The following is a 19152-nucleotide window of genomic DNA, read 5'->3' as shown; positions in this document are numbered from 1 at the left end:
CCAGCTGGTCACGCCTGGGTGTCAGGGTGCGTCGGGTCGGCCGGGAACGCCCGCGTGCGTGGGTGCTTCAACTCAGCCGGTCATGCCGGCATGTCCGGGTGTGTCGGGGCGGTCGGTCGCATCTGTTGGGCCGGGAGCGTCGGGTCGGTCGGTTGTGCCGGGACGGTCGGGTACGCGGGGTGGGTCGGGCACGCCGGGTGCGCCGGGTACGCCGGGTGGGTCGGGTGGGTCGGGTACGCCAGGTGGGTCCGGTTCGCCGGGTGGGCCGGGTGCTTCGGTGGGGCCGGGGGTGGTGGGGCGGTCGGTGGGGGAGCGCGGGGCGGGGGATGCGGTTGTTTGGTTGCAGCGGGTTCAGGTGCTGGATGGGTGGCGGGCGCGGGCGTTCTGGTTGGTTGATGTGGGGGCGCTGGATCGTGTTTACGTGCCTGGGTGTCGGGCTGGGGAGGTAGATCGGGGGCTGGTGGGGAGTTATCGGGAGTTGGGGGTGCGGGTTCGGGGGCTTCGGATTCAGATTGATCGGTTGAGCGTCGTTCGGCGTACGAGGGATGCGGTCACGCTGCGGGTTACCGACCATCTGACGGCGGGTGAGGTGGTCGACGGGGACGGTACGACGACGGCGCTTCCGCGGGGGACGCCTGCTGCTCGGCTGATCACACTCGTCGGGCCGAGTTGGCGGATCAGTGCGATCACCTTGGCTTGAAAGAGCTTCGACATTGCTGGCGGCCGGGTGTCGGAACGGACCGTCGGACTTCGTGGGGGATGTGAAGAGCCTGGCTTACCAACAACTGAGGAGAACGGTTATGAGCGCGACGTACACCTGGGATGTTTTCTGCACGCTCGATGGGTTCGGGTCGTATGGCGAGGGTGGGGACTGGGGTGGTTACTGGGGGAAGCAGGGGCCGGAGTTTCTCGAGCGGCGGCTGGCGATGGTCAGTGCTGCGCAGCGGGTGGTGATCGGCGGGAACACGTTTCGGCAGTTCGTCGAGGTGCTTGGGCCCAGCGTCGAGGAATCGACGGTGGATGATCCGGTGAATACGCGGATGATGAGTCTGCCGATCACGGTGGTGTCGGCGACCGTCGAAGGACCGGTTCGCTGGCCGGATGTCACGATCGCGGCAGGCGATGCTGTGGACGTCGTCCGCCGGCTCAAGCAGGAGTCCGACGTGCCGCTTCGCTCGTACGGCAGCGTGGCTCTCAACCGCTCGCTGATGGCCGCCGGGCTGGTCGATCGCATTCAGGTGACGGTGTTTCCGGTGATCAGTGGGCAGACCGGGACCGCTCCCATCTTCCACAACGCCGCCGACTTCGACCTCGAACTCCTCGAGGCCCGCACCCTCGACACCAACACACAGGAGCTCATCTATCACCCGACCCTCCACCCATGAGCCGCCGAAACTCCGTTGTGGAAGGCGATCCGTGAGGAATGGTCAGGCGGAGAGGGCTGCTGAGAGGGCTGAGGCGATGGTGGGGTGGTGGAAGGCGAAGTCGTTGGATTGGAGGCGGGTTGGGAGGGCCCGTTTGCTGCCGAGGAGTTCCCAGGCGAATTCGCCCAGCAAAGTTTTCAGAGCGAAGGCGGGCACGGGCACGAAGGCGGGACGATGCAGAGCCGTGGCCAGAGACTGGGTGAACTCTTCGTTCGTGGTCGGGACGGGGAGGACCACGTTCACCGGGCCCGACATGGCGTCGTTCTCGGCTACGAAGCGGACGGCCCTCAGCCAGTCGGTAAGGGAGACGACCGGGAAGTACTGCGTGCCGTCGCCGAGGCGCCCTCCCAGCCCGAGCTTGAACGGGAGCGACTGAAGCTGGAAGGCCGGTGCCTTACGGTCCAGGACGACGCCGGTGCGCAGGGCGGCTACTCGGCTGCCGGCGGCGCGAGCGGGCTCGAGAGCGCCCTCCCAGAGGCGGACGACCTCGGACAGGAAGCCGTCGCCAAGCTCTGAGTCCTCGGTGAGGATGCGGTCGCCGCAGTCGAGGCCGTAGCCGCCGATGCCGCTCTGCGTGATCAGCACCGGCCGGCGCTCGAGCTGCGCGGCCGCCTCCGCCAGCGTTGCCGTCGTACTGACGCGGCTCTCCCGCAGGATGGTGCGGTACGTCGGGGTCCACGGGCGGCCGATGGTCGCGCCGGCGAGGTTGACCAGTACGTCGGGGTCGTCCAGAGCCGACGGATCGAGGTCGCCGCGGGCGGGGTCCCAGCGGATCTCGTCCGGCCCGCTAGGAGTACGCCGTACCAGCCGGCGGACCTGGTGGCCGTCCGCGGCCAGGTCGCGCGCGAGGGCCTTGCCGAGGAAGCCGGAGGCGCCGGCCAGTACGTACTTCATCCCGTGAGGCTCCTAGTCTCTGGAAGACAACGGCGCCGGTACCCGTCTCGGCGGAGACGGACACCGACGCCGGCGTTGTCCGGGTGGATCAGACGTCGAACTGGGCCTCTTCGAGACGCTGCTTGACCGCGGTCAGGTAGCGCGCCGCGTCGGCGCCGTCGACCAGACGGTGGTCGTAGGTCAGGGCCAGGTACACCATCTGCCGGATGGCGATGGTCTCGCCGAGCTCCGGGTGGGTGATGACGACCGGGCGCTTCACCACGGCACCGGTGCCGAGCATGCCGACCTGCGGCTGGTTCAGGATCGGGGTGTCGAACAGCGCACCCCGGCTGCCGGTGTTGGTGATGGTGAACGTACCGCCGACCATCTCGTCCGGCGTCACCTTGTTGTTGCGGGTGCGGTCGGCGAGGTCGGCGATCCGCTTCGCCAGGCCGGCGATGTTCAGGTCACCGGCGTTGTGGACGACGGGGACCATCAGGCCGCGCTCCACGTCCACCGCGATGCCGAGGTGCTCGGCGGCGTGGTACGTGATCTCGCCCTTCTCCTCGTCGATGGACGCGTTCAGCTTCGGGTACTGCTTGAGCGCGTCGACCGCCGCCTGCGCGAAGAACGGTAGGAAGGACAGCTTGACGCCCTCGCGGGCCTCGAACTCGGCCTTCTTCGCGTTCCGCAGCTTGGAGATCTCGGTGACGTCGACCTCGACCACGGTGGTCAGCTGCGCCGACACGCGGAGCGAGTTGACCATGTGGGACGCGATTGCCTTGCGGATCCGGCTCATCTTCTCGGTCGTACCGCGCAGCGGGCTGATCGTCGCTGCCTTCGCCGCGGGGGCTGCCGCGGCCGGCGCCGAGGCGGCCGGAGCTGCTGCTGCGGCGGCCTTCTTGGCGTCCGCGGCGGCGATGACGTCCTGCTTGCGGATGCGGCCGCCGACGCCGGTGCCCTGTACGTCGTTGAGGTCGACCTGGTGCTCGGCTGCGAGCTTCCGGACGAGCGGGGTGACGTAGTTCGGGCCCTCGGAGCTGGAACCGTTGGCCGACGGAGCCGGAGCGGTCTGGGTGCCCTGCGGGGCGGGGGCCTGGGCGGCCGGTGCCTGAGCGGCCGGTGCCTGGGCAGCAGGAGCCTGAGCGGCCGGCTGGGCCGGGGCTTGGGCGGCGGGGGCTTGCGGGGCCGGGGCCTGGGCGGGAGCTTGTGCCGGTGCCTGGGTGGTCTGCGGTGCCGGAGCCGACTGCGCGGGCTGGGCCGGTGCGGACTGGGCGGGCTGGGCCTCGGGGGCGGCCGGGGTCTCTGCGGGTGCAGCTGGGGCCGACTCGGCGGGGGCTGCAGGGGCGGAGGAGGAGGCGGGGGCGGCGTCGCCGGAGCCGACGATGGCGAGTTCGGCGCCGACCTCGACGGTTTCGTCCTCGGCGACCTTGATCTCCAGGAGCTTGCCGGCGACGGGGGACGGGATCTCGGTGTCGACCTTGTCGGTGGAGACCTCGAGGAGGGGCTCGTCCACGGCTACGTCGTCGCCGACCTGCTTGAGCCAGCGGGTGACGGTGCCCTCGGTGACGCTCTCGCCGAGGGCGGGGAGAGTTACCGATGTACCGGATGCGCCACTGCCGTTGGAGGCGGCCGCGTCCGAGGTTGCTGAAGCGTCTGCCGCAGGGGCAGGGGACTGGCCAGCAGGGGCCTGTGCGGCGTCGGCGGAGGAGTTGGCGGGGGTCGGGGCGGCCTCGGCGGCCGGGGACTCTGCGGGGGTCGAGTCGGCGGCGGCCGCATTGGACGTTGCGGATGCGTCTGCCTCAGGGACCGGGGACTGGCCGGCGGGAGCCTGGGCGGAGGCGTCGGCCGGGGCCTGCGTGGAGTCGGCCTGGGCGGCGTCGGCGGGGGCCTGGGCGGCGTCGGCGGAGGAGTCGGCCGGGGCCTGTGCGTCGGCGGCGGCTGGGGCGTCGGTGGAGGAGGGGGATTCGCCGGCGTCGCCGATGATGGCTAGTTCGGCGCCGACCTCGACGGTTTCGTCCTCGGCGGCCTTGATCTCGAGGAGGGTGCCGGCGACCGGCGACGGGATCTCGGTGTCGACCTTGTCGGTCGAGACCTCCAGCAGGGGCTCGTCGACGGCAACCGTGTCGCCGACCTGCTTGAGCCAGCGGGTGACGGTTCCTTCGGTGACGCTCTCCCCGAGGGCCGGCAGGGATACAGAGGTCGGCATGACGGTCGTTGCTCCTTCGTCTGATCGGTCGAGGTCAGCCTACGGTGCCGCCGGAGCGAGCAGGATCCGGGTCACGGCGTCCCGCCACGCTCCGACAGCTCAAACCTACTTGGGCAACCCAGCAGGGTCAGTCATGGAAGTGCAAAGGTTTACCGGCGAGGGCGAGGTGGGCTTCGCCGAGGGCTTCGTTCTGGGTTGGGTGGGCGTGGACGAGGGGGGCGACGTCGGCCGGGTACGCCTCCCAGTTGTAGATCAGCTGCGCCTCGCCGATCAGCTCGCCGACGCGCGAGCCGACCAGGTGCAGCCCGACCACGGCGCCCTCGCGGGCGCGCACCAGCTTGACGAAACCGGAGGTCTTGAGGATCTGGCTCTTGCCGTTCCCGCCGAGCGGGTAGTTCAGGATCTCGACGTCGCCGTACTTCGCCCGCGCCTGCTCCTCGGTCAGCCCGACCGACGCGACCTCCGGCTCGGAGTACGTCACCCGCGGGATCCCGGCCTCGTCGATCGGCGTCGGCGCGAGACCCGCGATGTGCTCGGCGACGAAGATGCCCTGCTGGAACCCGCGGTGCGCGAGCTGCAGCCCGGCCACGATGTCGCCGACGGCATACACCCCGGGCACGCTGGTCTGCAGCGTCGAGTCGACGCTGACGAACCCGCGGTCGAGCGCGACCCCGACCTCCTCGTACCCGAGCCCGGCCGTGTTCGGACCGCGGCCGACCGCGACCAGCAGTACTTCGGCCTCGATCACCTCACCACCGGCCACCCGCACCTCGACGCCGGACTCCGTCACCGAGACCGACTCGAAGCGGGTCCCGGTCTTGAACGCGATCTTCCGCTTCCGGAACGCGCGCTCCAGCGCCTTGCTGCTGTCCGCGTCCTCGGCCGGCACCAGCCGCGGCAGCGCCTCGACGATCGTCACCTTGGTCCCGAACGACGTCCACGCGGACGCGAACTCGACCCCGATCACCCCGCCGCCCAGCACCACTGCCGACTCAGGCACCCGGTCCATGGTCAGTGCGTGCTCGCTGGCGATCACCCGGTTCCCGTCCAGCTCGAGACCCGGCAACGTCCGCGAGTAGGAGCCAGAGGCAAGGATCACGTGACGGCCGGTGTACGTCGTGTCGCCGACCTGCACGGTGGTGGGGGAAGTCAGGCGTCCTTCACCCTCGACGACCGTGATGCCGCGCGCCTTGAGCTGGCCCTGCAGCCCTTTGAACAGCCGGTCGACGACGCCGTCCTTGTACTTGTTCACGCCGCCCATGTCGACGCCCTCGAGCGTCGTCCGGACCCCGAACTGCTCGCCCTCGCGGGCCAGGTCGGCCACCTCGGCGGCGTGCAGCAGCGCCTTGGTGGGGATGCAGCCGCGGTGCAGGCAGGTCCCGCCGACCTTGTCCTTCTCCACCAGGGCCACCGACAGCCCGAGCGTGGCGGCCCGCAGTCCGGCGGCGTACCCGCCGCTGCCGCCGCCGAGAATGACCAGGTCGTACGTCGTCGAGCTCACAGGATCCTCCGTGGGGTCCGAAACGGGTCCGAAACGGTGAGCGGCCCCGGATCGCGGGACCGGCCCGGCCGTCATCCTTTCACCGATCACCGCCGAAACCATGCGCGGCCCGGCTCGCGCCACGGACTCGTCACCCACCGCAACCGTTATCCAGGATTTCGGCCGGTCCTTGCACAGATAGTGGACACTTGCTCCATGAAGTGGTTCGGTCGCCGGCAGAAGGCCGGAACGATGCGCCGGGCGGAGAATCCCGACCAGGAGCACCTGCGAGAGTTTGCCCAGACCCGCCAGGGCGTGGAGGGTTTCGTCGAGCCGCGGACGGCGGTGACGGAGTACACGCTGCTGCTGGTCGCGATCGACGGTGAGTGGACCCGGCGCCGGGTCCCGTCGGTGCAGTGGGCGCACAACTTCGCCAACAAGCTCGGCATCCCGTCGTACGACGCGGCCGTGGTCGGCTACCCGCCCCGGATGCGCGAGTACAACGCCCGGATGAAGAAGAACGGCCTCAACTAGAGGCCGGACGGATGAAAGCTGAGCAGGAGTTCTTCGCGGCCGGGTCGGGACCGTGGCACGACGTGGGCGGCGGGATCGCCGAGCGGGTGCTCAGCTCGGGGCCGGACGGGATGTTGACCAGGCTGGCGCGGTGGGCGCCGGGGACGGCCACGGACCAAGGCGTCATTCGGCACGAGTACGTGGAAGAGGTCTACCTGCTGGAGGGTGAGCTGACCGATCTCACCCTGCAGCAGACGTTCACCAAAGGCGACTACGCGTGCCGGCCGCCGGGGATGGCGCATGGGCCGTACCGGACGGCGACCGGTTGCACGATGCTCGAGATTCGTTACTCAGCTCGCTGAGGCGGCCAGTTCGACCAGGGTGCGGACCGCGTACCCGGTGCCGCCGGACGGCGTGTAACCCGAGGCGCCGCCGTCGTTGAAGGCCGGCCCGGCCACGTCCAGGTGCACCCAGTCGATGCCATCGGCAACGAAGTCGCCGAGGAATGCGGCCGCCGCGAGCGCGCCGCCCCACGGCTCGCCGGTGATGTTGGCCAGGTCCGCGACCTTCGAGTGCGACTTGAGCTTGTCCAGCATCTCGGCCGGGATCGGCAGCGGCCACATCGACTCGCCGGCCGCCACCGCCGCGTCCACGACCCGGTCGCGGGCGCTGTCGGTGTTCGCGAACGCCCCGGCCACCTTGGTGCCGAGGGCAACGACACAGGCGCCGGTCAGCGTGGCCACGTCGATGATCAGATCGGGTGCGTCCTCGGAGGCCCGGACCAGCGCGTCGCCGAGCACCAGCCGGCCCTCGGCGTCGGTGTTCAGCACCTCGACGGTCTTGCCGCCGTACATGGTCAGCACGTCGGACGGCCGGGCGGCCGAGCCGGACGGCATGTTCTCCGCCATCGCGGCGTACGTCGTCACCTGGACCGGGAGCTCGAGCCGCGCGATCGCCAGGGTCGCGCCGATCACCGCGGCGGCGCCGGCCATGTCGGACTTCATGCTCACCATGCCGGTCGACGTCTTCAGCGACAGGCCGCCCGAGTCGAACGTGATTCCCTTGCCGACGAACGCCAGGTGCGTGACCGGCTTGCGAGGCGTGTAGCTCAGGCGAACCAGCCGCGGCGGGTTGGCCGAGCCCTGGCCGACGCCGAGGATGCCGCCGTACCCGCCCTTGACCAGCGCCTTCTCGTCGAGGACCTCGACCTTGACGCCGAACTCCTTGCCGAGCCGGACCGCGTCGGCGGCGAAGCCGACCGGGTTCAGGTCGGAGGGCGGCGTGTTCACCCAGTCGCGCACCTGGACGACGGCCTCGGCGGTCACCTGGGCGCGCTCGAGCGCGGCCTTGGCGTCCTTGTTCCGGGCCAGGTCGGTGAGCACCGTGATGGCGCCCGGAGCCCCGTCGGCAGCGTCGCCCGACTTGTACGCCGTGAACGCATACCGGCCGAGCAGCGCGCCCTCGGCGACCGCGCGGACGCAGTCGGCATCCGGCGTCGGCAGCGCGAAAGCGACCGACTGCGAGGCCTTGGTCGCGCGGACGCCGGTCCCGGCCGCGGTGCGCAGGTCCTCGGTCTTGAGCTCGCCGTCCGGTGCCGCGCCGAGCCCGACCGCGATCAGCGTCGCCGACTTCCCAGGCTTCGGCCCCGGCACCTTGGTCACCTCGCCGGTCTTGCCGGTGGCGCCGAGTCCGGACAGCACCTCCACCAGCTTCCCGCCGTACGCGGCGTTCAGCGACTCGGTGCCGGCCGGCAGGGCGACACCGCCGCCGAGTTTGACCACGCCGATGACCACGGCGTCGGTCTTGACGCCGACGGCATCGGACTTGCTCAGGGTGATGGGGGTCACGAAATCCTCAGTCCTCCTTGACCGGCGAACCTGGCGGCCGGTCGTGACGGTACGTGCATGCTGCCTCCGCATGCTACGCGTCAGGTAGTTTCGCCTCCATGACCGAGTCGGCTGTTCTGAAGAAGTCCCCGCTGCACGAGCGCCACGTCGCCCTGGGTGCCAAGTTCGCCGAGTTCGGCGGCTGGGAGATGCCGCTGGAGTACTCCGGTGTCGTCGCCGAGCACACCGCCGTCCGGACCTCGGTCGGTGTCTTCGACGTCAGCCATCTGGGCAAGGCGACCGTGCAGGGCCCGGGCGCGGCGGCGTACGTGAACGCCTGCCTGACCAACGACCTGAACAAGATCGCGCCGGGCGCGGCGCAGTACACACTGTGCTGCAACGAGCGCGGGGGAGTGGTCGACGACCTGATCGCCTACCTGCACGCCGACGACGACGTCTTCCTGATCCCGAACGCGGCCAACACCGCCGAGGTGGTCCGGCTGCTGCAGGCCGACGCACCGGACGGGGTCGTGGTCACCAACGTGCACGACGACTGCGCGATCCTCGCGGTGCAGGGCACCAACAGCGACGACGTGGTCGCGGCGATCGGTCTGCCGACCGGACACGACTACATGTCCTTCGCCACGGCCGACTTCGGCGGTACTGCGGTTGTCGTCTGCCGGACCGGTTACACCGGCGAGCGTGGCTACGAGTTGGTCGTACCGAACGCGGCCGCGCTGGCGGTGTTCGACGCGCTGCTCGAGGCGGGAGCGCAGTACGGCATCGTCCCGGCAGGGCTCGGCGCGCGGGACACGCTGCGGACCGAGATGGGGTACCCGCTGCACGGTCAGGACATCACGCCGGACATCACGCCGGTGCAGGCCCGCTCCGGCTGGGCCGTCGGGTGGAAGAAGGAGCACTTCTGGGGCGACGAGGCGCTGCGGGCAGAGAAGGAGCGTGGACCGGCCCGCATTCTGCGTGGTCTGCTGGCCGTCGGCCGAGGCATCCCGCGGCCGCACATGACCGTGCTCGACCAGGCCGGCACAGCACTGGGCGAGGTGACGTCCGGGACGTTCTCCCCGAGCCTGAAGAAGGGCATTGCTCTGGCGCTGCTGGACGCGACGGTGAAGGAGGGCGACCAGGTGGTCGTCGACATCCGTGGTCGCCAGGAGACGTTCGACGTGGTCAAGCCACCCTTCGTCACCGTCCACGTCCGCGAAAGCTGACCGCGGGTCAGCCCCAGTCCCAGGCGCGCGTCACGGCAGGTCCTCTCTCGGGGCGGTAGGTGCCGTCAGCGTGAGCGGTCCCTGTTACCCAGCGCCTACCACCTATGCTGTCCGCGTGGAATTCCGCTTGCTCGGCCCGGTGGAGATCTGGACGGACGGCAAGCTGGTCGGGTTGAAGCGGCGCCAGGAGCGGCTGCTCCTCGCAGTACTCCTGCTGGCGGCTGGCAAGCCGGTGCCGGCCGATCGGTTGATGGAGCTGCTCTGGCCGGACGCGCTGCCGGCCAACCCGCGCCGCGCGCTGCAGGTCTACATGTCCCGCCTCCGGGCAGTGCTGGATGTCGAGCTGACCAGCGGTCAGGCCGGGTACGCCATACAGACGCCGCCCGGTAGCACCGACGTAGAGCAGTTCACGACGTTGGTGGCGCAAGCCCGGATGCAGGACGAGCTGGAACGCCGCAGCAAGCTGCTGACCGACGCGCTGCAGCTCTGGCGAGGCCCTGCGCTCGCCGACGTCACTACTGAGGACGTGCGGCGCCGGCTGGTCGGTGGACTCGAAGAGGCGCGCTGGGCGGCCGAGGAGCTCCGGCTGACGACAGAGCTGGCTCTCGGGCACCACCAGGAGCTGCTGCCCGCACTGGCGGAGCTCGCTGCCGCGCAGCCGGCCCGAGAGACCTTCACCTCGGCGCTGATGCTCGCCCTCTACCGGTCCGGCCGTCAGGCGGATGCGCTGGCGGCCTACACCGACCTGGTCCGGTACCTGGACGAGGAGCTCGGCGTCGAACCCGGCTCGGAGCTGCGTGAGCTGCAGGTCGCGATCCTGCGACAGGACCCGTCGCTGGACTTCACGACGGCCAGCGTGGTTCCGCGGGAGCTCCCACCGGACGTCGGGCTGCTGGTCGGCCGCGACGACGTACTGCGTGAGCTCTCTAGCGTCCTGCAGGGCGCCGGGCATCCCGGCGTACCAGCTGTGGTCTGTCTGTACGGCGCTGCCGGGACGGGGAAGTCGACGGCGGCCGTGCGCCTCGGGCACGAGCTCGCAGACAGGTACCCGGACGGACAGCTGTTCGCGAGGCTGCAGGACGTCGACGGACAAGCCCGAGAGGTACGCACGGTCCTCGGGCAGCTGCTGCGCTCCCTCGGGGTGGACGACGTACCGGACACCGTTGACGAAGGCTCGGCGTTGCTGCGAAGCCGAGTGGCCGACAAGGCGGTGCTGCTGGTCCTGGACGACGCGGTCGACGCCGGTCAGCTACGGCCCTTGCTACCGGCCACCGTTGGCTGCGGAGTCGTTGTCACGTCCCGGCAGCCGATGCTGGGTCTCGAGGATGCCACCCATCGCGAACTGGGACCGTTGCCCGACGACACGAGCGCAGCGTTGCTCGGCACGCTCTCAGGGCTTGGCAACGATGAGGTGGCTGATCTCGTACCGCACTGCGCCGGTCTGCCGCTGGCCTTGCGCATCGTCGGCGCGCGGCTGGCGCTGGTCCGTGAAGATGTGGCTGAGGTGGCCAAGAAGCTGGCCGACGAGTCACAGCGGCTCGACTATCTGGTCGCCGGCGACCGCGCGGTCCGGGCCAGCCTCCGGCTGACGTTGAGTGTGGCCGGCCCCGAGGCGCGCGAGCTCTTCGCGCGGATCGCCGTCGTCGACGCCGACGACTTCGGCGCCTGGGTGGCAGCGCCCTTGCTGGGCCTCGAAGACACCGCGGCGACGGCCGTGCTGGAGAGCCTGGTGTCGCTGGGATTGGTCCAGGTACGCCGTCTCGAGCCGAAACGCTACGGCCTGCACGGACTGGTCCGCGCGCTGAGCCGTGAGCTGTACGCCGACGACCAGGAGGTGGAGCAGCGCTACCTGGAGACACTGCTGCGCCTGGTCGTCATTGCCGAGGCCGAAATGGACGAGCCGGTAGAGACCGCGGTGGCTGTCGAGCTCGCCGAGGAGACACTGCTGACGGCGGAGCTCGACGCAGCGAGAGCTGGGGCCCGGTGGCTCGACAACGAGACGCAGGTGCTGCGGTCAGGGGTGCGGCTCGCCGCCCGGCGCTCGTCCCGAACGGCCGGGCTCCTCGGTGTCCGGCTCGCCGGGTTTCTCACGGTCCGCGACCTGCGTGAGGCCCGGATCGACATTCTCGAGACGGCCCGGGACGCGACCGCCGCCGATGGCCTGGTGGACCTGGAGGCTGAGCTCGACCGGGCCCTGTTCGGCGCGTATGCGCACGACGACCGGCCGCTCGACGAGATGGCCCGGCAGGCCGACCGCTGTCTCGACTCGGCGACCCGGGCCGGCAGCACCGAGCTGCGGGGTATGGCACTCAACCAGGTCGCCTGGACGGCGATCCAGACCTGTGACTTCGAGCGCGCCCTGGCAGTGGCCGACGAGATGCTGGCGATCGCCGACGCCGGCTCCGGGAACCCGGCGCTTCGGATGAAGGCGCTGGATCAGCGCAGCGCGGCGCTCTTCCACCTCGGCCGGGTGGCCGAGTCGCTCGAGGCCCGCCGGGCCACCGTCGACGCGGGGACGCCGGGCACCCGCATCCATGCGATCCGGCTGATCCTGCTCGCCGAGTTCCTGCTCGACGATGACCTCGGCCGCCCGCACGCCGAAGAGCTGACCAGGCTGGTCGCCGAGGCCCGGGAGATCGTCGAGCGGATCGGCGACACCCTCGGCCGGGCGCACGTGGACAACACCGACGCGATGACCCGGATCGCGGCCGGGCGGCCCGCCGGCGCCGACGAACTGCTCGATCGGGCGAGCGAAACCTTCGCCCAGCACCCCGATCCGGCCGGCGAGGCCGAGAACACCGTCGGCCGCGCCCGGCTGGCGGTGGCCGAGGGCCGCCCAGCCGATGCGAGCCGGCTGCTGGAGACCGCACTGGCGGCCGTCCCGGAGGGTCTCGAGCGGCGCGAGCTGGAGCTGCAGAAGCGGCTGCTCGGACTCTGAACAGCAGCGGCCCGGCCGGTAAATGAACTACGGACAGTTACGGGCACGATCAGCCATGAGCCATCACTGTCCGTGAAAAGCTGGCACAAAAAGGCCATTGTCGGTGCTGTGCCGACGCGTTTTGCGAGGGATTGACTGCGTTCGGTGACGGATCGCGGCAAATGTTCCGTTCCAGTACCCGTTCCGGTAACGATTTGTGCACTGGTGCCGGGCACCGCTGGTTTGGTGTCACAGTGTCAGGCAGGCTATCGCGCGGTTGTGGGAAATCCCGGCTGTCAAGGGGATTTGACGCAAGCCCACCACAAAGCAAAGGCTCGGCACGCTATCCACCGATACGTGCCGGATCCACGGTCCGAAATCCGGCCGACAGAGTTGACGGAGCGCGAATGACTATTGGGTCACCTGACTCGACCGTAGGCGTCGAGGACCACCCGGCGTCGGCGGAACCGGTCCGGACAGCGGCCACGCCGCACGGGAAGTCGCCCAGCCGGATCGCCTTCGACCGGCTGCGCAAGGACAAGATCGCGGTGACCTGCGCGTCGATCGTGCTCCTGTTCATCCTGGTCGCGGTGTTCGCGTCGGTGCTGTCGAAGATCGAGGGCCAGGACTACAGCACCTTCAACACCGACCTGGTCGACGAGTACGGCTTCCCGACCATCGCCTCGAACGCCCAGCACTGGTTCGGCGTCGAGCCGAAGACCGGCCGGGACAACTTCGCCCGCTGGGTGTACGGCGCCCGTCCGTCGCTGATCATTGCGTTCCTGGCCACCGTCGTCGGCACCGTGATCGGTGTCGGGATGGGGCTGCTGGCCGGCTTCCTCGGCGGCTGGGTGGACCGGGTGATCTCCTGGCTGATCGACTTCGTGCTGAGCCTGCCCTACCTGCTCTTCGCGATCGCGCTGGTGCCGATCGTCGAGTCGATGCGCGGCGGTTCGTTCAACCTGACGCCGGACGACCAGGCACAGATCCGCTTCTACGTGCTGATCTTCGTGCTGTCGTTCTTCGGCTGGGCGGGTCTGGCCCGGATCATCCGCGGTGAGGTGCTCTCGCTGCGCGAGCGCGAGTTCGTCCTGGCCGCCAAGGCGATCGGCGTCCCGACGCACCGGGTCCTGCTCAAGGAGCTGCTGCCCAACCTGGTCGCCCCGATCGTCATCTCGGCATCCCTGTCGCTGCCCGCGTACGTCACCGCGGAAGCCGGGTTGTCGTTCCTCGGTGTCGGGCTGGTCGAGCCGATCCCCTCGTGGGGTCAGACGATCGCCGTCGCCACCAACTGGTTCAAGGCCGACCCGTTCTACCTCTGGCTGCCCGTGCTCGGCATCACCATCCTGGTGCTCGCGCTGGCCCTGCTCGGAGACGCGATCCGGGACGCCTTCGACCCCAAGACTCGCCGGTAGTTCGGCGATTGCCCCAGCGGCAGAAAAGGAGAAACCCGACCATGCAGTGGAAACGGATCACCGCAGTCGCGGCGACGGTCATGCTCGCCGCCGCAGCCTGTGGCAGCCCGTCCTCGAACAGCGGGAACAACAGCGGTGGGCAGGACCTGGGGGGTGCCCAGGAAAAGGCGACCGACGCCACTGCCAAGGGCCCGGCCGCGGATGTGGACGGCGCGAAGAAGGGCGGCACCGTCACGGTGCTGGCCGACGTGAACCCGGACACCTTCGACCCGACCAACATCTACTACACCGACGGTAACCAGATCGGTAAGTTGATGTTCCGGGCGCTCACCCAGTACCGGCTGGACGGACCGGACCACAAGCCGGTCCTGGTGCCGGACCTGGCCGAGGACCTGGGCACGAAGTCCGCCGACGGCTTGACCTGGACGTTCAAGCTGAAGAAGGGCATCAAGTACATGGACGGCTCGCCGGTCCATGCGGTCGACTACGCGTACGCGATCAAGCGTTCCTTCGCGCACGACCTGTACGACGCCGGACCGACGTACCAGCTGCAGTTCTTCAAGGACCACGCGACCTACAAGGGTCCGTACGGCCCGAACGGCGACGCCTACAAGGGTGTCGAGACGCCGGACGACAACACCCTGGTGATCCACCTGGACTCGAAGTTCGACGATCTGCCCTTCTACGCGGCGTTCCCGATGTTCACGCCGATCCCGCAGAAACACGACACGCAGAAGAACTACGAGCAGCGTCCGTGGACGACCGGCCCGTACAAGGTCGACTCGCTGGTTCCGGCCACCGAGCTGAAGCTGTCGAAGAACCCGATGTGGGACCCGGCCACCGACCCGGTGCGGCACCAGTACCCGGACGCCTGGGACTTCAAGTTCCAGCAGGACACCATCAAGGCCCAGCGCCAGGTGCTCGCCAGCTCCGGACCGGACGCCAACGCGCTGAACTACAGCAACCTGGACGTCTCGCTGCTGCCTGAGGTCACGGACAAGTCGCAGCTCGTCACCGGTCCGGCGCCGTGCACCATCACCTACACGATGGACTCGCGCAAGATCCCGCTCGAGGTTCGGCGTCTGATCGCCAAGGCGTACCCGTACGACTCGTGGCGCAAGGTCGCGGGTCTGACCCCGGCCGACGCGATCCCCGCGTCGACGATCCTGCCGCCGGCCGTTCCTGGCTTCCAGAAGTTCGAGCTGCCAGGCCTGAACGGAACCGGTAAGGGCGCCGAGGACCCGGCCGTCGCCAGCGAGGTCAAGGACGGTCTCGCGAAGCTCGGCAAGTCGAACTTCGAGCTGTCCTGGTACTTCTCGATCGACGACAAGATCTCGACGCAGGTCAGCCAGCTGCGCTCGCAGGTGTTCGAGAAGGCCGGCTTCAAGGTGCACGCGATCGGTGTTCCGAAGGCCAAGCTGCGGACGTTCGTCGGCAACCAGGACGCCCCGGTCAACATCGGCAAGACCCCGGCCGGTTGGTGCTCCGACTGGCCGTCCGGTACCAGCTGGTTCCCGGTGCTCTTCAAGTCCGACGCGATCGCCCTGGGCAACAGCGTCGGCCAGCTGCAGGACAAGGCTCTGGACGCCAAGATCGACGCGGTCACGGCCAAGGACCCGAACCAGCAGCTGAAGGAATGGTCGAAGATCGACAAGGACATCCTGGAGAACTATCTCCCGGCCATCCCGCTGTACTACGCGGCGACGAACTCGCCGGTCGGCAAGAACATCGGGCACGCGATCAACGACCCGACGCAGGGTCTGCCCGAGTTCACCTCGATCTACCTGAAGCAGCCCTGATCGAGGCCCGTTCTGAAGCAGTAGCAGTCCAATGAACGGTGGAGTGGTGCCCGGACCACCGTCCGGGCACCACTCCGATCGGTGAGGAGACAATCCCGTGCTCTACTTCGTGGCGCGCCGTCTGGTCAGCGCGCTCAGCGTCGTTCTCGCGACGCTCATCGCGACCTTCGCGTTGTTCTTCATCGCGCCGACGGACCCGGCCGGCGCGATCTGTGGTGAGAAGCAGTGCACCCAGCAGCGCTACAACGAGATCAAGGCGAACCTTCATCTCGACCGGCCGAAGGTGCAGCAGTTCGCGGAGTACACCGCCGGGATCTTCACCGGCCGTGACTTCACCACCTCCGGGGTCACGCAGCACTGCGACGTGCCGTGCCTCGGCTTCTCGTTCAAGAACGACCGACCGGTCACCGAGATGATCAAGACCCGGTTCCCGGTGACGCTGTCGCTGGTCCTCGGGTACGCCGTGCTGGTGCTCACGATCGGCGTGTTCGTCGGGTCGATGGCGGCGAAGAGACGCGGGACCCTGGGCGACCGGGCCCTGATGACCAGCACGCTGGTGGTCAGCTCGGTGCCGTACTACATCGTGGCGCTGATGATCGCGCTCTACCTGACCGTGCTGTACCCGATCCTGCCCCGCGGGTCGTGGACACCACCCACAGACAATCCGGGCAAGTGGATCGCCGGGCTGATCACGCCCTGGCTGGTGCTCGGCATCTACAACTGCACGTCCTACGCTCGCTACTCCCGTGGTTCCATGGTCGAGACGCTGAACGAGGACTTCATCCGAACCGCGCGGGCCAAGGGCCTGTCCGACCGCGTGGTCACCTACAAGCACGCGCTGCGCTCCGGCCTGATCCCGGTGGTGACGATCTTCGGCCTGGACGTGGCCGGCAGCCTCGGCGGCGCGATCTTCACCGAACGGATCTTCGACCTGCCCGGGCTCGGCGTCCTGGTGCTGGACAGTCTCAGCGCCTACGACCTGCCGGTCATCATGGGCACGGTACTGGTCGCGTCGGTGATCATCGTCATGATGAACTTCCTGGTGGACGTCGGCTACAGCCTGATCGACCCACGAGTGAGGCTGTCGTGAGCACCCCCGCCCCCGAGGACCGGAAGGACAACGTGACCGAGAGCGCGCAGAACCCGGAGCGCCCGGCGGACGCCACCGCGGCCGCCAAGCGTGGTCCGGCGGTCGCCACCCGCGAGCGCCGGCAGGGTTCGATCAACCCGAGCGGCGAGACGCCGTACCTGGTGGTCGAGGACCTGACCGTGCGGTTCCCGACGGCGGACGGTCTGGTCAGTGCCGTGAACGGCCTGAGCTACTCCGTCCCGCTGGGCCGGACGCTGGCGATCGTCGGCGAGTCCGGATCCGGCAAGTCGGTGTCGAGCATGGCCGTGATGGGTCTGCACGACCGGAAGCGGACCCGGATCTCCGGGTCGATCCGGTTGGGCGGCGACGAGATGATCGGCCTGTCCGAGCACGACCTGATGAAGATCCGCGGCGACGCGGTGTCGATGGTGTTCCAGGACCCGCAGTCCTCGCTGCACCCGCTGTACACGGTCGGCAACCAGATCGTCGAGGCGTACCGGGTGCACCACAAGGTGTCCAAGGACGTCGCGAAGAAGCGCGCGCTGGAGATGCTCGACCTGGTCGGTATCCCGAACCCGATGCGCCGGTTCTCGCAGTACCCGCACGAGTTCTCCGGTGGTATGCGGCAGCGCGCGATGATCGCGATGTCGCTGGTCAACGACCCGAAGCTGGTGATCGCCGACGAGCCGACCACCGCGCTGGACGTGACCGTGCAGGCGCAGATCCTGGACCTGCTGAACAACTTGCAGAAGGAGTTCGGCTCCGCGATCGTGCTGATCACCCACGACCTGGGCGTGGTGGCCGAGATGGCCGACGACGTGCTGGTGATGTACGCCGGGCGCTGTGTCGAGTACGGCACCGCCGAGGACGTGCTGGCCAACCCGCGGATGCCCTACACCTGGGGTCTGCTGGAGTCGATCCCGACGGTGTCGGCGGCGAACGAGAAGCTGCGCCCGATCAAGGGCCTGCCGCCGAGCCTGCTGCAGCTGCCGGACGGCTGCTCGTTCAACCCGCGGTGCCCGTACAAGGACCGGGTCAAGGGCGAGCGCTGCACCACCGAACTGCCCGAGCTGCTGCCGGTCGACGGCGCCGGTGCCCACACGTCCCGTTGTCACCTGCACGACAAGGCCTCGATCTACGCGGCCGAGGTCGCGCCCTTACTGGGCTGAGGGGCTGAGGAGAGATCATGAGCGACGCAACAAGCCTCCAGGACGTCGTAGCGACGCCGGCGGCCGCAGGGGAGATGCTGCTCCAGGTCCGTGACCTGAAGATGCACTTCCCGATCAAGGAAGCCGCCGGCCTGGGCCGGACCAAGAAGGTCGTGCAGGCCGTCGACGGGGTGAACTTCGAGCTGAAGGCCGGCGGCAGTCTCGGCCTGGTCGGCGAGTCCGGCTGCGGCAAGTCGACCACCGGCCGGATGATCACCCGGCTGCTGACCCCGACCGCGGGCCAGATCCTGTTCAAGGGCACGGACATCGCGCAGCTGAAGGAGCGGGACCTGCGCCCGTTCCGGCGGCAGCTGCAGATCGTGTTCCAGGACCCGTACAGCTCGCTGAACCCGCGGCAGACGGTCAGCAACATCATCAGTACACCGCTGCGCGTGCACAACCTGGTGAAGAAGGGCAAGGAGCTCGACCGGGTCCAGGAGCTGCTGGAGCGGGTCGGCCTGAACCCGGAGCACCACAACCGGTACCCGAACGAGTTCTCCGGCGGTCAGCGCCAGCGGATCGGGATCGCCCGGGCGCTCGCGGTCGAGCCCGAGGTGATCATCGCCGACGAGCCGGTGTCCGCGCTGGACGTGTCGATCCAGGCGCAGGTGATGAACCTGCTCGAGGACCTGCGCCGCGACCTCGGCATCGCGTTCGTGTTCATCGCGCACGACCTCGGCGTGGTCCGGCACTTCTGCGACAACGTGGCCGTGATGTACCTCGGCAAGATCGTCGAGCAGGGTTCGCGGGACCAGATCTACAACGCCCCGCAGCACCCGTACACGCAGGCGCTGCTGTCCGCGGCACCTGACCTGGGCGTGATCCGGGGCGTGCCGCCGAAGGAGCGGATCCGGCTGGTCGGCGACGTCCCCTCGCCGATCGACCCGCCGAGCGGCTGCCGGTTCCGGACCCGCTGCTGGAAGGCCGAAGACATCTGCGCCACCCAGGAGCCGTTGCTGGAGATCAAGCCGCAGTCGGGCGCCGGCCATGTGGCCGCCTGCCACTTCGCGGAGCCGAAGGTCGACCTGACCGCTGCCGTCACCGCATAACCGCAGCCAAAGGTAGGGCCCCCGGTCTTGAACCGCTCCCCAGAAGTTGGACTGAGAATTCAGTTCTGATTTCTGGGGAGCGTTCGTATGGATGGACGTAGTTCGTTGTCGGTGGGGCAACGT

The 19152-nt window shown here is 69.0% G+C and carries 15 protein-coding genes; 11 read left to right on the top strand and 4 right to left on the bottom strand.

Annotation, left to right across the window (positions count from 1 at the left end; genetic code table 11):
- Positions 1-520 precede the first annotated feature (520 nt).
- Complete coding sequence (locus AB0E69_RS37285) at positions 521-700, top strand: hypothetical protein (RefSeq protein WP_360158336.1); 180 nt, start codon at positions 521-523, stop codon at positions 698-700.
- 100 nt (positions 701-800) lie between these two features.
- Positions 801-1385, top strand: coding sequence for a dihydrofolate reductase family protein (locus tag AB0E69_RS37280; protein WP_360157719.1), 585 nt, complete (start codon positions 801-803; stop codon positions 1383-1385).
- Between the two features lie 42 nt (positions 1386-1427).
- On the opposite strand, the gene AB0E69_RS37275 is transcribed toward AB0E69_RS37280, so the two are convergent.
- From AB0E69_RS37275 to lpdA, 3 genes are all read right to left on the bottom strand, one after another.
- Positions 1428-2318, bottom strand: a complete 891-nt coding sequence (locus tag AB0E69_RS37275) for a TIGR01777 family oxidoreductase (RefSeq protein ID WP_360157716.1) — start codon at positions 2316-2318, stop codon at positions 1428-1430.
- Between the two features lie 88 nt (positions 2319-2406).
- The gene (sucB, locus tag AB0E69_RS37270) at positions 2407-4506 is read right to left on the bottom strand and encodes a 2-oxoglutarate dehydrogenase, E2 component, dihydrolipoamide succinyltransferase (protein ID WP_360157713.1); all 2100 of its coding nucleotides are present in this window, start codon (positions 4504-4506) and stop codon (positions 2407-2409) included.
- Between the two features lie 127 nt (positions 4507-4633).
- Positions 4634-6007, bottom strand: a complete 1374-nt coding sequence (gene lpdA / locus AB0E69_RS37265) for a dihydrolipoyl dehydrogenase (RefSeq protein WP_360157710.1) — start codon at positions 6005-6007, stop codon at positions 4634-4636.
- A gap of 195 nt (positions 6008-6202) precedes the next feature.
- Here lpdA and AB0E69_RS37260 point away from each other — a divergent pair, with 195 nt between their 5' ends.
- Positions 6203-6520: a hypothetical protein gene (locus AB0E69_RS37260; protein ID WP_360157707.1), complete on the top strand. Its 318-nt coding sequence runs from the start codon at positions 6203-6205 to the stop codon at positions 6518-6520.
- Positions 6521-6531: 11 nt separating this feature from the next.
- Entirely contained in the window at positions 6532-6861 is a 330-nt protein-coding gene (locus AB0E69_RS37255; protein WP_360157704.1) for a cupin domain-containing protein, read from the top strand.
- Here AB0E69_RS37255 and AB0E69_RS37250 read toward each other — a convergent pair.
- Positions 6850-8346 carry a leucyl aminopeptidase gene (locus AB0E69_RS37250; RefSeq protein WP_360157701.1) on the bottom strand — a complete coding sequence of 499 codons (1497 nt, stop codon included), beginning with the start codon at positions 8344-8346 and terminating at the stop codon, positions 6850-6852. The two genes, AB0E69_RS37255 and AB0E69_RS37250, sit on opposite strands and share 12 nt — an antisense overlap.
- 98 nt (positions 8347-8444) lie before the next feature.
- Here AB0E69_RS37250 and gcvT point away from each other — a divergent pair, with 98 nt between their 5' ends.
- The 7 genes from gcvT to AB0E69_RS37215 all read left to right on the top strand — a co-directional run bounded on the left by gcvT (position 8445) and on the right by AB0E69_RS37215 (position 19029).
- Positions 8445-9551, top strand: coding sequence for a glycine cleavage system aminomethyltransferase GcvT (gene gcvT, locus AB0E69_RS37245; protein WP_360157698.1), 1107 nt, complete (start codon positions 8445-8447; stop codon positions 9549-9551).
- Between the two features lie 115 nt (positions 9552-9666).
- The gene (locus tag AB0E69_RS37240; protein WP_360157695.1) at positions 9667-12489 is read left to right on the top strand and encodes a BTAD domain-containing putative transcriptional regulator; all 2823 of its coding nucleotides are present in this window, start codon (positions 9667-9669) and stop codon (positions 12487-12489) included.
- Positions 12490-12875: 386 nt separating this feature from the next.
- Positions 12876-13883: an ABC transporter permease gene (locus AB0E69_RS37235; protein WP_360157692.1), complete on the top strand. Its 1008-nt coding sequence runs from the start codon at positions 12876-12878 to the stop codon at positions 13881-13883.
- Between the two features lie 41 nt (positions 13884-13924).
- Entirely contained in the window at positions 13925-15682 is a 1758-nt protein-coding gene (locus tag AB0E69_RS37230) for an ABC transporter substrate-binding protein (RefSeq protein WP_360157689.1), read from the top strand.
- A 97-nt stretch (positions 15683-15779) separates the two neighbouring features.
- Complete coding sequence (locus tag AB0E69_RS37225; protein ID WP_360157686.1) at positions 15780-16772, top strand: ABC transporter permease; 993 nt, start codon at positions 15780-15782, stop codon at positions 16770-16772.
- A gap of 131 nt (positions 16773-16903) precedes the next feature.
- A complete protein-coding gene (locus AB0E69_RS37220) occupies positions 16904-17941 on the top strand; it encodes an ABC transporter ATP-binding protein (RefSeq protein WP_360158312.1) in 1038 nt (345 codons plus the stop codon).
- 17 nt (positions 17942-17958) lie between these two features.
- Positions 17959-19029, top strand: coding sequence for a dipeptide ABC transporter ATP-binding protein (locus AB0E69_RS37215; RefSeq protein ID WP_360157683.1), 1071 nt, complete (start codon positions 17959-17961; stop codon positions 19027-19029).
- Positions 19030-19152: the final 123 nt, after the last annotated feature.

It is taken from the genome of Kribbella sp. NPDC026611, assembly GCF_040638345.1.
In the GTDB taxonomy this organism is placed as follows: Bacteria; Actinomycetota; Actinomycetes; order Propionibacteriales; family Kribbellaceae; genus Kribbella.
The sequence above is the reverse complement of the archived record's forward strand: the minus strand, read 5'-3'. Positions and strand labels throughout refer to the sequence as shown.